This window comes from Isoptericola sp. NPDC058082, assembly GCF_042885055.1.
Classification (GTDB): domain Bacteria; phylum Actinomycetota; class Actinomycetes; order Actinomycetales; family Cellulomonadaceae; genus Isoptericola.
On record NZ_JBHVSQ010000005.1, the window covers coordinates 183,277 to 196,524 of the forward strand.

The following is a 13,248-nucleotide window of genomic DNA, read 5'->3' on the forward strand; positions in this document are numbered from 1 at the left end:
TCGTCCACGGACCGGGCGGCCCTCACGTGACCCGCCACCCGGCCGGACCGCGACGTGCTCCCGGCGCCGCCGCCTCAGCTCGCCGGTCTCCCCCTGTCCGCCTCGCCGCCGTCGCGGCGGACCCTGCGCCACCGGCCGCCCTCCTGGCCGGCGAGGCCGTGCAGCTCCAGGGCGCCGAGCCCGGCGAGCAGCTCGCCCGGGGCGAGCCCGGCCGTGCGCGCCAACGCGTCCGTCGCGGCGGCGCCCCGCGCGGGCAGCGCGTCCCACACCAGACGGGCGTGCTCGCCGAGCGCCTCGACCTCCGCGGGGATCCGCCGGCGGCGCGAACGTTCGCCGCCGGCGCGCCCGGACGCGGACGTCCCCTCGGGCGGAGCCTGCGCAGGGGTCGCGTCGGCGTCGTACGGACCGGCGAGCTCGGCCACCTCGGCGGCGTCCGTCACGCAGACCGCCGCCCCGTCCCGCAGAAGGGCGTGACACCCGGTCGAGGTGCCCGACGTCACCGGGCCGGGCACGACGCCGAGCGGGCGCAGCAGCCGCGTCGCGTGGCGTGCCGTCGACAGCGCCCCCGAACGCCAGGCGGCCTCCACCACGACGGTCGCGCACGACACCGCGGCGATGATCCGGTTGCGGGCCAGGAAGCGTTGCTTGAACGGCGCCGACCCGGGCGGCACCTCGCTCACGACCGCCCCCGCGCCGTCCGCGAGCCGGCGCAGCAGGTCCTGGTTGCCCGGCGGGTAGAAGCGGTCGACGCCCCCGGCGAGCACCGCGACGGTCAGGGCGCCTCCCGCGACCGCGCCGCGGTGGGCGGCGGCGTCGATCCCGTACGCCCCTCCGGACACGACGGCGAAGCCGCGGTCCGCCACCCCGGCCGCGAGGTCGGCCGCCACGTGGTCCCCGTAGGCGCTGGACGCCCGCGCACCGACGAGCGCGACCGATCGGGCCGTCGCGGCCGCCAGGTCCGGATCCCCCCGCACCCAGAGCGCGAACGGCTCCTCCGGACCCAGCGCGGCGAGGCCGGCCGGCCATCGGCCGTCCCCCGGCAGCAGCAGCGTGCCGCCGAGCCTCTCGAGGACCCGCAGCTCCCGCCGCGGGTCCAGCCGCTCGAGCCGCGGCGCCCACCGGGCGACTCCCTCCATCAGCCGGTCGGCCGCGACCGCGCTGCCCAGCGGCTCGACCGCCGACCCCCGCAGGGCGCGCGCCGGGTCGCGGACCGCGTCGACGACCCACTCCAGCGCCGCCGGGGCGCCGAGGTGCGCGACGAGCGTGCCCGCCACCGCGTCGGCCGGCTCCGCCAACCGGCTCCACGCGGCGCGGGCGAGCGTCGGGTCGTCCGTCGCGAAGGGCAGCCCTCCGGCGCCGCGGGACCGCGACGCGCCCATGGCCGGCGCCGCGTCCTGCGCCACGCCCGGGGGCGCCTCGAGCTCACGCATGGCTCCCCCTCGTGCGCATCGTCACGGCCGTGGAGACGTCGTCGGCCGTCGGCGCGACGCGCCCCGCCAGGTCGGCGTGGGTCCACGCGATCCGCAGCACACGGTCGGCCCCACGCAGGCTCAGCACGCCCCGGTCCACCATCTGCTCGATCGGACGCAGCACGCCCGGCGCCCCCGACCGTTCCCGGAGCCACCGCCCGGCCACCTCGGCGTTCGTCGTCCAGGGCGTCCCCGACAGTCGCTCGCGCGCCGCGGCCCGGGCCTCGGCGACCCGCGCCGCGACCACGGCCGACGCTTCCCCTTCCGACCGGGCCGTCCGTTCCGCCCGCGTCACGGGCAGGACCTCCACCTGCAGGTCGACCCGGTCGAGCAGCGGCCCCGACAGGCGACCGAAGTACCGCCGCTTCGCCGTCGGGGTGCAGGAGCAGTCCAGCCCCTTGTTCACCGACGCCATCCCGCACGGGCAGGGGTTCGCCGCCAGCACCAGCTGGAAGCGGGCGGGGTAGCGGGCGGCGCCGCCGGAGCGGTGCAGCACCAGCTCTCCCTGCTCGAGCGGCTGGCGCAGCGTCTCCAGCACGCGGGACGGGAACTCGGGCGCCTCGTCGAGGAGCAGCACCCCCCGGTGCGCTCGGGACACCGCCCCGGGCCGGGCGAGGCCGCTGCCTCCGCCGACGATCGCCGCCGGGGTGGCCGTGTGGTGCGGGTCCTCGAACGGCGGCCGGGTCAGGAGCCCGTTCCCGGGGTCGAACGTCCCGGCCACCGAGTGCACCGCCGTCACCTCGACGGCCTCCGACGGCGTGAGGTCCGGCAGGATGCCCGGCAGGCGGGCGGCGAGCATGGTCTTGCCCGCGCCCGGCGGCCCGACCAGGAGCAGGTGGTGCCCCCCTGCCGCGGCGACCTCCAGCGCCATCCGCGCCTGCACCTGCCCCACCACCTCCGCGAGGTCCCCTGGTGTCCGGCGCTGCACGGTCTGCCGCGCCGCCCGGACAGGCTCCAGGACCGGCGGCTCCGCGAGCTCGCCGCCGTGCAGCAGCACCACCTCGGCGAGGCTCGACGCCGCGTGGACGCGTGCCCCGGGGACCAGTCGTGCCTCGTCCGCGTCCCCGGTCGCGACGACGACGTCGGGGCAGCCCGCCTCGACGGCCGCGGCGACCGCGGGGAGCACCCCGCGCACGGGCTGGAGGCGACCGTCGAGCCCCAGCTCCGCCAGGTGCACCACCCGGTCCAGCCCGGACCCGGGCACCACGCCGTCCCCGGCGAGGACCGCGACGGCGATGGCGACGTCGAACGACGAACCGGACTTGCGGAGCGAGGCGGGCGACAGGTTGACGGTGATCTTGCGGTGCGGCCACTTGATGCCGGTGGAGAGCACCGCGGCCCGCACGCGCTCGCGCGACTCGTTCAGCGCCGTGTCCGGCAGCCCCACCAGCGTGAAGCCGGGGACGGACGCCGCGAGCTGCGCCTGCACCTCCACGACGTGCCCGGTCAGCCCGGTGAGGGCGACGGCCGCCGTCGTCCCGAGCCCCATCAGAGCACCCCCACGAGGTGCTCGAGCTGCGCGGCGCCCGCTCTCGGGAGCACCACCGCCACCACGTCGACCCGGATCTCGCGGCAGCGCACCTCCCGGTGCTCGGCCAGCCACTGCCCCGTGAGCCTGCGGATCCGGGACAGCTTGGCGGCCGTCACCGCCTCCGCCGGGTGCCCGAACGCGGTGCCGCGCCGCGTCTTCACCTCGATCGCGACCAGCACGTCGCCGTCGCGCGCGACGAGGTCGAGCTCGCCTCCCGTGCCGCGCCAGTTGCGCTCGAGCACCTCCAGGCCCTGCGCCTCGACGTGGCGCGCCGCCACCCGTTCCCCGTACCGCCCGACGGCGTCCTTCGCCCGCATCGAACCACCTCCGCGGGGAAGCCTCGCGTCGCCGCGGAGAACGACGCGCGCGCGGACCGTCGGCTGTGGACGGGGAGCGGCCGGTGCGACCTGGGGGCAGGGTCCGTGCCTCGGGACGCCTCGTGGCGTCCCGGGACGGCGAGGAAGCTAGAGGGCGAGCTCGGCCTTCGCGAGCTCCTCCACGTTGACGTCCTTGAACGTCACGACGCGCACCGACTTCACGAACCGCGCGGAGCGGTAGACGTCCCAGACCCAGGCGTCGGCCAGTCGGAGCTCGAAGTAGACCTCGCCGGCGGCGGACCGCACCTGCAGGTCCACCTGGTTGGCGAGGTAGAACCGTCGTTCCGTCTCCACGACGTACGAGAACAGGCCCACCACGTCGCGGTACTCGCGGTACAGCGCGAGCTCCATCTCGGTCTCGTAGTTCTCGAGGTCTTCGGCGCTCACGGGGCCATCCTCCCATCGGGTGCCACATCGGCGAGACCGACGTCGAGCGTGCCCACGGTCGTGCCCGGCAGCACGTCGTCCGCGCCGTCGTCGGCCAGCGCCCGCAGGTTCCACGACCGGCGGTGCTGCGGCGTCGGGCCGAGCCGCCGCAGCGCGTCCAGGTGGGCGGGCGCCGAGTAGCCCTTGTTCTGGTCCCACGCGTACGCCGGGTACTGGCGCGCCAGGCGCACGAGCAGCCCGTCGCGCTCCACCTTGGCGAGCACGCTCGCGGCCGCGACCGAGGAGCACTGCAGGTCCGCCTTGACGAGGGTGCGCACCCCCGGCTCGGGCGCCTCGGGCCCGAGCGGGTCGAGGGCCGCGGCCTCGAACAGGTCGACGTCGCCCCGGCTCAGCCAGTCGTGCGAACCGTCGAGGAGCACCACGTCCACGTCGCCGCACGTCCGGCGGACCTGGGCCAGCGCCCGCCGCCCGGCGAGCCGCAGCGCGGCCACGATGCCGTGGGCGTCGATCTCCGCCGGCCCCGCGTGCCCGACGGCCCACGCGACACCCCAGCGCTGCAGCTGCGGCACCATCGCGACCCGTGCCGCCGGGGTGAGCAGCTTCGAGTCGGTCAGCCCCTGGGGCGCCGTCCGCGTCGCCGCGTCCACGACGACGACCCCGACGCTCACGGGCCCGGCGAGGGAGCCGCGCCCGACCTCGTCCATGCCCGCGACCAGCCGCGCGCCGCCCGTGAGCAGCGCGCGCTCCTGGCGCAGGGTCGGGCTCCGGCGCTGCTTGGCGCCGCCGCTGGCCGTGCGGCGGCGGGGCGGCGTGGGCCGTCGCACCGTCTCCGGACCGGACGTCGCCCGCCCGGGCTGGACGGCGTCCTCCTCGACGCCCGGCTCGACGAGCGACGTCACGGCTCCGGGACCTTCGCGAAGACGTCGCCCGGGTTGCGCAGGAGCGTCGCGTCACCCAGCGGCCACACGGTGGCGAACGCCGACCCGACGACGTTCTCCATCGGCACGAACCCGCCGCCGGGCTTGCCCGTGTTGTAGCGGGAGTCCTGCGAGTTCTGCCGGTTGTCCCCCATGACGAACAGCATGTCGTCGGGCACCACCGTGTCGAACGGGTCCTGGCTCGGCACCGAGCCCGGCTTGATGTATGACTCCTCGTCGATCGGCTCCCCGTTGACGCTCACGCGACCCTGGTCGTCGCAGCACGTCACGTGGTCCCCGGGCGTCCCGACGACCCGCTTGATCAGGTGGTCGCCCGTCTCCTGCGGCAGCAGCCCCACGAACGTCAGCACGTTCGTCACCGCCTGCCCCACCGGGGTCCTCTCGGGCGGCTCGTACGGCGGCAACCAGCCACCCGGGTCCTTGAACACCACGATGTCGCCCCGGTTCACGTCGAACACGTCCGGCACCATGCGCGAGACCATCACCCGGTCCCCGATCTCCAACGTGTCCTCCATCGAGCCGCTGGGGATGAAGAACGCCTGCACCAGGAACGTCTTGATCAGCCACGACAGCACCAGCGCGCTGACCACGATGATCGCGGTCTCGCGCAGGACCCCGAGCCCACGGCTCGGGGCGCCGCCCGCGGCGGTCGCGGGGCGTCCCGCCCCGACCACGGCGTCGAAGCCCTCGACCCCGTCGCCGGAGCCGCTGCCCGCGGGGTCGTGGGGACGGGGCTCGCGCGCGCTGGGCCGGTCGGTCACGGGATCGGAGTCTGCCACGGACTCACTCTTTCACTCGTCACCGTCCACGGCGAAACCCGCGGCGGGGCCGCCAGACGCCCCGGAGGACGCCCGTGCGCGCACGACGTCCCCGGCTCGGAGACGACGGACGGGCGGCCCTGCCATCGGCAGGACCGCCCGTCCGGGGTTCGCGTCAAGGCGTCGCGACGCGGTGCGTCACGACGCACGGCCTCACTTCGAGGTCGGCGCGGTCTCGCGCTTCTCGCGGATCTTCGCCTTCTTGCCGCGCAGGTTGCGCAGGTAGTACAGCTTCGCCCGGCGGACGACGCCGCGGGAGACGACCTCGATCGAGTCGATGGTCGGGGCGTGCAGGGGGAACGTGCGCTCCACGCCGACGCCGAAGCTGATCTTGCGGACGGTGAACGTCTCGCGGACGCCGCCGCCCTGGCGCGCGATGACGATGCCCTGGAACGCCTGGACGCGCGAGCGGTTGCCCTCGACGACCTTGACGTTGACCTTGACGGTGTCGCCGGCGCGGAAGTCCGGGACGTCGGAGCGCAGCGAGGCTGCGTCGACGGAGTCGAGCGTGTGCATGATGTTCTCCCCGCTCTGCCACAGGTCAGGAGCAAGATCGTGGCGCGCCCGCGGGCGCGCGATGTCTGACGTATCGGTGGGTGCGTCGGCTCCTCGACCGGCGGGCTGACCAGCAGCCCGTCATGACCTCCCCTGTGGCAGAGGCCGGGTCGGCGAACACACCAGCGCCCTATTCTGCCATACGTCCCGGCACGGCTCCCGGCCCGGGCCCCGCCGCGGGGCGGAGGTGTCCGTCACGCACGTCCCAGCCCAGGCCGGACAGGACGGCCAGGTCGGCCTTGTCGAGCGCCGTGGGGTCGAGCGCGGCCACCATGTCGGGCCGCCGCGCGGCCGTCCGCTCCAGCGCCCGGTCGCGGCGCCAGCGCTCGATCCGGGCGTGGTGGCCGGACAGGAGCACCTCGGGCACCTCGAGCTCCTCCCACTCCGGCGGCTTCGTGTACACCGGGTACTCCAGCAGCCCGGCCGCGCCGTGCGACTCCTCGACCAGCGAGTGCGGGTTCCCCACGACACCCGGCAGCAGCCGGCCGAACGCCTCGATCATCACGAGCGCGGCCACCTCCCCGCCGTTGAGCACGTAGTCGCCGATGGACAGCTCGCTGACCCGGTGGCCGGCGGCGCGGGTGCGTTCGGCGACGCGCGCGTCGATGCCCTCGTACCGCCCGCACGCGAAGACCACGTGCTCCTCGGTCGCGAGCGCCTCCGCGTGCCGCTGCGTGAAGACGTCGCCCGACGGCGTGGGCACCACCAGGTGCCCGCCGCCGTCCGCCGGCAGGACGTCGTCGAGCGCGCGGCCCCAGACGTCCGGACGCATGACCATGCCCGCTCCCCCGCCGAACGGGGTGTCGTCGACCGTGCGGTGCCGGTCGGTGGTCCAGTCCCGCAGGTCGTGCACCCGCAGGTCGAGCAGCCCCGCCCTGCGCGCCTTGCCGACCAGCGAGAGGTCGAGCGCGGCCAGGTAGTCGGGGAAGATCGAGACGACGTCGACGCGCACGTCAGGCCTCGCCCTGCTCGGTCTCGCCGTCCGCCCGGTCGACGACGACCGCGTCGGCGTCCCGGGCGAGCAGCCCGCCGGGGGGCGTCAGGACCACGCGGCCGCCCGCGACGTCGACCACCGGCACGATGGCGTGCACGAACGGCACGAGCGTGCGCTCGCCGCCGGCCTCCCGCACGACGAGCGCGTCGTGCGCGGGCAGGTGCTCGAGACCGGTCACCTCGCCGACCACGGTCCCGTCCTCGAGCTCGGCGCGCAGCCCCTGGAGCTCGTGCGGGTACCAGGCGTCGTCCTCGTCGGAGACGTCGGCCTCGACGACCAGCTCGACGCCCCGCAGCGCCTCGGCCGCGGTGCGGTCCGCCACCTCGGCGAAGGACACGAGCCAGCGGCCCTGGTGCACCCGCGCGGCCGTCACCGTCAGGGGTCCGGCATCGGCCGGCTCCGTCGCGAGGGTGAGCCCCACCGCGAGCCGCTCCTCGGGGTTGTCCGTGCGCAGGTCGAGCCCGACCTCGCCACGGAGCCCGTGCGCCCGCCCGACGCGCGCCACCACCAGCTGCATGACCACTCCTGTCTCGATCTGTTCTCGTCGGCCCGGTGACCACCGGTCCCAGCATGCCTCGCGGCACACGACGAGGCCCGGCCCCACCGTGCAGTGGGACCGGGCCTCGTCAGAGCTACGGCAGCGGGTGCGGCACGCGTCAGCGCCGGTCGACGTCGACGACGTCGACCCGCACGGGGCCGTCCGTCGCGAGCGCGCCGACCACCGTGCGCAGCGCCTTCGCCGTCCGTCCGCCCCGGCCGATCACGCGGCCGAGGTCGTCGGGGTGCACCCGCACCTCGAGCAGGTCGCCCCGGCGCTGCGTCCGCGAAGCCACCCGGACGTCGTCCGGGTTGTCCACGATGCCGCGCACCAGGTGCTCGAGGGCCTCGGCGAGCATCAGGCCTCGGCCTCAGCCTCGGTGGCCTCGGCCGCCGGCTCGTCGGCCTTCTTCTCGGCGGCCTTCGCCTTGGCCTTCTCGGCCTCGGCGGCGACGGCCTCGACCGCGGCGGCGCTGTCGGCCTTCACGGTCTTGGTCTTGAGGGTGCCCTCGGCGCCCGGAAGACCCTTGAACTTCTGCCAGTCACCGGTGATCTTGAGCAGCGCGGCGACCTGCTCGGTCGGCTGCGCGCCGACGCCGAGCCAGTACTGCGCGCGCTCGGACTTGATCTCGATGAACGACGGCTCCTCGGTCGGGTGGTACTTCCCGATCTCCTCGATGACACGACCGTCGCGCTTGGAGCGCGAGTCGGCCACGACGACGCGGTAGTACGGGGCCCGGATCTTGCCGAGGCGCTTCAGACGAATCTTGACGGCCACTGTGGTGGTGTCTCCTGGTTCTGGTGGGGCGACCTCACGCGCCGCCGGGTGGGGTCCTGGCGGTGTCCGGAGGTCTGGACGCGACCTGCGCAGGAGAGAGGGGCCTGGGCACGCCGAGTACCCGGACATTGTGCCAGACCCGGCACGCCCGCTCCAACCTCGGTGACGCACCTCTCGCCCGCCCGCCGTGGCGGGTCAGCCCCGCACGACCTGCCCGCGCAGCACGACGGCGGTCGGGTGGCGGAGCACCTCGATGTCCTCGCGCGGGTCGGCGGGGTACACCACCAGGTCGGCGCTGGACCCCTCGACGAGCGCGCCGAAGCCCAACAGCTCGCGCGCCCGCCAGGTCGCCATCGCGACGACGTCCGCGGCCGGGATGCCGGCCGCGACCAGCTCGGCGCACTCGTCCACGACGCGCCCGTGCCCGAGCGTGCCGCCGGCGTCCGTCCCGACGAGCAGGGGCACGCCCGCCTCGTGCAGCGCACGCACGTGCTCGTACCGGCGGGCGTGCATGCGCCGCATCCGCGCCGCGTACTCGGGGTACTTCCCCTCCGCCTGCCGGGCGATCTCCTCGAAGCGGGCCACCTGGAGCAGCGTGGGGGTCACGGGGATGCGCCGCGCCGCGACCTCGTCCACGAGCGGGCCCACGACGCCGGTGCCGTGCTCGATGCCGTCCACGCCCGCGGCGAGCAGGTCGGGCACGACCTCCTCGGAGAAGGCGTGCACCGTGACGCGCGCGGCCTCCGCGTGCGCGGCGGCGACCGCCTCGATGAGCACGTCCCGGGGCCACAGCGGGCCCAGGTCGCCCGCCTCGCGGTCGATCCAGTCCCCGACCAGCTTGACCCAGCCGTCCGCGCCGCGCGCCTGGGCGCGCACCGCGTCGGGGAGCGCTCCCACGTCGTCGAGCTCGAGCCCGAAGTGCCGCAGGTAGCGCTTGGGGCGGGCCAGGTGCCGGCCGGCGCGCACGAGCCGCGGCAGGTCGGGGCGCTCCTGGACCCAGGACGTGTCCACGGGCGAGCCGGCGTCCCGCACGAGCAGGACACCGGAGTCCCGGTCGGCGACCGCCTGGGCCTCCGCCGTCTCGTGGTCGACCGCGCCGTCCGGGCCGAGGCCCACGTGGCAGTGCACGTCCACCAGGCCGGGCAGCACCCAGCCCTCGAGCTCGCGGGTGGCGCTGCCCTGCGGCGACGGCCGGGTGAGGCTCACGCGCCCGTCGCGCACCCACATCTCGCCGACGTCGCGATCGTGGCCGAGCAGGACGTGGCCGGTGACGTGCAGCGGGACGTGCGGGGCAGACATGGTCGAAGGTTACCGAGTCGGGAGGCCGAGCCGTGGACGCCGGTCCGTACGCCTCAGCGTCCGCCGAGCAGCTTGTCGAGGCCGTCCGGCAGCTGGAGCTTCGAGAGGTCCTGCTCGGCGGGCTCGTCGCCGCCCATGCCGAACGCGGAGCCCGGCGAGGACGGCTTCGCGGCGGGACCGCCGAGCGCGCGCTGCATGGCCTCGCGCTCCTGCTGCGCCCGCTTCGCGGGGTTGCCCGACTTGCCCTTGACCTTCTTCGCCGGCGCCTGCTTGCCGCGCGCCTTCTTGCCGCCGCCGGGCATGCCCGGCATCCCGGGGACGCCGCCGGCCATGCCCGGCATCCCGCCGCCCTTGCTCATCTGGCGCATCATCTTCTGCGCCTGACCGAACCGCTCGAGCAGCTGGTTGACGGCCGTCGTCGTCTGGCCGGAGCCGCGGGCGATGCGCGCGCGCCGCGAGCCGTTGATGAGCTTGGGGTTGTCGCGCTCGGCGGGCGTCATCGACTGGATGAGCGCCTGGACGCGGTCGACCTCGCGCTCGTCGAAGTTCTCGAGCTGCTCGCGCATCTGCCCCATGCCCGGCATCATCCCGAGCATCTTCTTCATCGAGCCGAGCTTCTTCATCTGCTGCATCTGCACCAGGAAGTCGGACAGGGTGAAGTCCTCGCCCTTCTCCACCTTGGCCGCCATCTTGGCGGCCTCCTCGGCGTCGAAGGCCTTCTCGGCCTGCTCGATGAGAGTGAGCACGTCACCCATGTCGAGGATGCGCGACGCCATGCGGTCGGGGTGGAAGACCTCGAAGTCGGTGAGCTTCTCACCGGTCGAGGCGAACATGATGGGGCGGCCCGTCACCGTCGCCACCGAGAGGGCGGCACCGCCGCGCGCGTCGCCGTCGAGCTTGGACAGGACGACGCCGGTGAAGTCGACACCCTCCTCGAAGGCCTTCGCCGTGGCGACGGCGTCCTGGCCGATCATCGCGTCGATGACGAACAGGACCTCGTCGGGCTGCACGGCGTCGCGGATGTCCGAGGCCTGCTGCATGAGCACCTGGTCGACGCCCAGGCGGCCGGCGGTGTCGACGATGACGACGTCGTGCTGCTTGACCTTCGCCTCGGCGACGCCGTCGCGGGCCACGCCCACCGGGTCGCCGATGACGACGTCCGTCTCGGCGCCCTGGTTGCCCGGGTGCGGCGCGTAGACCGGCACCCCGGCCCGCTCCGCGACGACGGAGAGCTGGGTCACCGCGTTCGGACGCTGCAGGTCGGCGGCGACCAGCAGCGGGGTGTGGCCCTGCTCCCTGAGCGCCAGCGCCAGCTTCCCGGCGAGGGTGGTCTTACCGGCACCCTGGAGACCCGCGAGCATGATGACCGTCGGCGGCGTCTTGGCGAACTGGAGCGGCCGGGTCTGGCCGCCGAGGATCGCCACGAGCTCGTCGTTGACGATCTTCACGACCTGCTGCGCCGGGTTCAGCGCGCCCGACACCTCGGCCGACAGGGAGCGCTCGCGCACGGCGGCGGTGAACTCGCGCACGACGGGCACGGCGACGTCGGCGTCGAGGAGCGCCCGGCGGATCTCGCGCACGGTCGCGTCGATGTCCGCCTCGGAGAGCCGGCCCCGCCCGCGCAGGTTCTTGAACGTCGCGGTGAGCCGGTCCGACAGGGAGTTGAACACCAGGCAGGTCCTCACAGAGATTCGGTCGTTGCAGCCACCTACCCTACCGGTCTGCTACCGGTCACCGGCGAGTTCCCGGCGCGCCCGCCCGGTGAGGTCGTCCACCAGGCTCGCGCGCCAGGCCGTCCACCCCGCCGGGCCCAGCGACGACGAGTCCGCCTCCGTGACGACGCGCACGACCTCCAGCAGGTCCCCACGGTGCTCGAGCGCGTCGAGGAGCTCCGCCACCGTGGCGGGGTCCTCCAGGTCTGCGGTCGTCGCCAGCCGCGCGAGGGTGAGGTGGTGCCGCACGACGATCCCGACGTCGCGCGCCACGGCGTCGCCGAACCCCGTCCGGCGCACGATGCCGGGGGCGATGCGCGCCCCCTCCACGGAGTGGTCGGGCTCGACGGCGCCCCGCCGCTTGCCGATGTCGTGCAGGAGGGCGCCCAGCAGGAGCACCTCGGTCGGCGCCGGCGGGACGCCCCCGTCGGCGGCGACCTGGCGGCGCAGCTTGGCGGCGCGTGCCGCGGTCTCCACCAGGTGCCGGTCCACCGTGTGCCGGTGGATCGCCGCCCGTTGGGGGCGGTTGCGCACCCCGGCCCACTCGGGGACCCAGGTCGTGACCACGCCCGCCAGGTCGAGCGCCTCCCAGACCGGCACCTGCGCCGGGCCCGCGCCCAGCAGGGTGAGCAGCGAGGCCCGCGCGGCGGACGGCCACGGCTCGGGCGGGGGCGGCGACTCCGCCAGGGACTGGACGGTCACGGGCGAGAGCACGAGGCCGGTGCGCGCCGCGGTGGCTGCCGCGCGCAGGGGCAGCAGCGGGTCGTCGGCCGGCTGCGCGCCCACGGCCAGCACCAGCTCGCCGTCGTGCTCCACGAGGCCGTCGCCCACCGATCGCAGCCGCGGCGCGGACCGGCGACCCCGGACCATGACCGGCCGGCGGACCGCGGGCCGCTGCAGCGCCTGGCGTGCGCGGCGCACCGTGGAGTCCAGCGCGTAGGAGATCTCGCGCCCCGCCTCGGCGAGGCTGGCCAGCAGCTCGTCCGGGTCGTCGTGCCCGCAGCGGGCGGCCACCTCGTCCAGGTCGGCGAGCAGGAGCTTCGTGGACCGGCGGCGCGTCACGACGTGCACCGCGTCCCGCACGTCCAGCAGGTGCGCGTACGCCCGGTCGACCCTGCCGTGCGGGCGGTCGGTGAGCCACGTGGCCGCGAGCGCCGACAGCAGGACGGCGTCACGGATGCCCCCGCGCGACTCCTTGAGGTCCGGCTCGATGAGGTACGCCAGCTCCCCCGCGCGCTCGGCCCGGTCGCGGGCGCTGTGCAGCAGCTCGGGCAGGCGGCGGCGCGACGCCGAGCGCCAGTCCGTGAGGATGGCGGACGCCGCGCGGTGCACGACGACGGCGTCCCCCGCCACGGGCCGCACGTCGAGCCAGCCGACGGCGGCCGGCAGGTCGGTGGAGGCGAGGCGGCGGGTCTGGCTCAGCGAGCGCACGGCGTGGTCGACGTCCACGCCGGAGTCCCACAGCGGGTACCACAGCGCGTCGGCGACGCGGGCGAGCTCGTCGGGCTTGTGCGTGCGCCCGTCGTGCACGAGCACGAGGTCGAGGTCCGACAACGGACCGAGCTCGCCGCGGCCCAGGCTGCCGACGGCGGCGAGCGCGAGGCCCGACGGGTCGACGTCGGCCGTGGCCGCCTCGAACAGGGGGGTGAGCCGGTCGGTGACGAGCTGCTGCAGGGCCGTGCGGCGCGCCACGCCCGACCGGCCGGGGCCGGTCAGGCCGTCGGCGGTGGCGAGCAGGTCCGCGCGCAGCGGGCCCACCGCGGCGCCGGCGCCGTCGTCGACGCGCGAGCCCCGCACCCCGGCGTCCGGGGTGCGGGGCTCGGTCGCGCCCGGCTGGTCGTCCGGGAGCACGG

At 75.5% G+C, this 13,248-nt stretch carries 14 protein-coding genes; all 14 read right to left on the bottom strand.

Annotated elements, in window-relative coordinates:
* Positions 1-74 precede the first annotated feature (74 nt).
* The 14 genes from dprA to ACFVS0_RS09595 all read right to left on the bottom strand — a co-directional run bounded on the left by dprA (position 75) and on the right by ACFVS0_RS09595 (position 13,246).
* Positions 75-1,430 carry a DNA-processing protein DprA gene (gene dprA, locus ACFVS0_RS09530; protein WP_430587802.1) on the bottom strand — a complete coding sequence of 452 codons (1,356 nt, stop codon included), beginning with the start codon at positions 1,428-1,430 and terminating at the stop codon, positions 75-77.
* Positions 1,423-2,958: a YifB family Mg chelatase-like AAA ATPase gene (locus ACFVS0_RS09535; protein WP_430587803.1), complete on the bottom strand. Its 1,536-nt coding sequence runs from the start codon at positions 2,956-2,958 to the stop codon at positions 1,423-1,425. Before ACFVS0_RS09535 ends, dprA begins: the two co-directional genes overlap by 8 nt.
* Positions 2,958-3,317, bottom strand: a complete 360-nt coding sequence (locus ACFVS0_RS09540; RefSeq protein ID WP_430587804.1) for a YraN family protein — start codon at positions 3,315-3,317, stop codon at positions 2,958-2,960. The genes ACFVS0_RS09535 and ACFVS0_RS09540 overlap by 1 nt, the downstream gene beginning before the upstream one ends.
* Positions 3,318-3,464: 147 nt before the next feature.
* Positions 3,465-3,764 carry a DUF2469 domain-containing protein gene (locus ACFVS0_RS09545; protein ID WP_013838354.1) on the bottom strand — a complete coding sequence of 100 codons (300 nt, stop codon included), beginning with the start codon at positions 3,762-3,764 and terminating at the stop codon, positions 3,465-3,467.
* On the bottom strand, positions 3,761-4,588 hold the full coding sequence (locus tag ACFVS0_RS09550) for a ribonuclease HII (RefSeq protein ID WP_430587851.1): 828 nt from the start codon (positions 4,586-4,588) through the stop codon (positions 3,761-3,763). Before ACFVS0_RS09550 ends, ACFVS0_RS09545 begins: the two co-directional genes overlap by 4 nt.
* A 71-nt stretch (positions 4,589-4,659) precedes the next feature.
* On the bottom strand, positions 4,660-5,481 hold the full coding sequence (gene lepB, locus ACFVS0_RS09555) for a signal peptidase I (protein WP_430587805.1): 822 nt from the start codon (positions 5,479-5,481) through the stop codon (positions 4,660-4,662).
* Positions 5,482-5,673: 192 nt separating this feature from the next.
* The gene (gene rplS / locus ACFVS0_RS09560; RefSeq protein ID WP_429762293.1) at positions 5,674-6,036 is read right to left on the bottom strand and encodes a 50S ribosomal protein L19; all 363 of its coding nucleotides are present in this window, start codon (positions 6,034-6,036) and stop codon (positions 5,674-5,676) included.
* 169 nt (positions 6,037-6,205) lie between these two features.
* On the bottom strand, positions 6,206-7,027 hold the full coding sequence (gene trmD / locus ACFVS0_RS09565) for a tRNA (guanosine(37)-N1)-methyltransferase TrmD (protein WP_430563326.1): 822 nt from the start codon (positions 7,025-7,027) through the stop codon (positions 6,206-6,208).
* A 1-nt stretch (position 7,028) separates the two neighbouring features.
* The gene (gene rimM, locus ACFVS0_RS09570) at positions 7,029-7,586 is read right to left on the bottom strand and encodes a ribosome maturation factor RimM (RefSeq protein WP_430563325.1); all 558 of its coding nucleotides are present in this window, start codon (positions 7,584-7,586) and stop codon (positions 7,029-7,031) included.
* Positions 7,587-7,725: 139 nt separating this feature from the next.
* Positions 7,726-7,965, bottom strand: a complete 240-nt coding sequence (locus ACFVS0_RS09575) for an RNA-binding protein (RefSeq protein ID WP_429728397.1) — start codon at positions 7,963-7,965, stop codon at positions 7,726-7,728.
* A complete protein-coding gene (rpsP, locus tag ACFVS0_RS09580) occupies positions 7,965-8,384 on the bottom strand; it encodes a 30S ribosomal protein S16 (protein WP_430563324.1) in 420 nt (139 codons plus the stop codon). The genes ACFVS0_RS09575 and rpsP overlap by 1 nt, the downstream gene beginning before the upstream one ends.
* Before the next feature lie 195 nt (positions 8,385-8,579).
* Entirely contained in the window at positions 8,580-9,683 is a 1,104-nt protein-coding gene (locus ACFVS0_RS09585) for an amidohydrolase family protein (RefSeq protein WP_430549882.1), read from the bottom strand.
* A 53-nt stretch (positions 9,684-9,736) separates the two neighbouring features.
* Positions 9,737-11,353, bottom strand: a complete 1,617-nt coding sequence (ffh, locus tag ACFVS0_RS09590) for a signal recognition particle protein (RefSeq protein ID WP_430587806.1) — start codon at positions 11,351-11,353, stop codon at positions 9,737-9,739.
* Between the two features lie 54 nt (positions 11,354-11,407).
* Positions 11,408-13,246, bottom strand: a complete 1,839-nt coding sequence (locus ACFVS0_RS09595) for an HD domain-containing protein (protein ID WP_430563322.1) — start codon at positions 13,244-13,246, stop codon at positions 11,408-11,410.
* Positions 13,247-13,248: the final 2 nt, after the last annotated feature.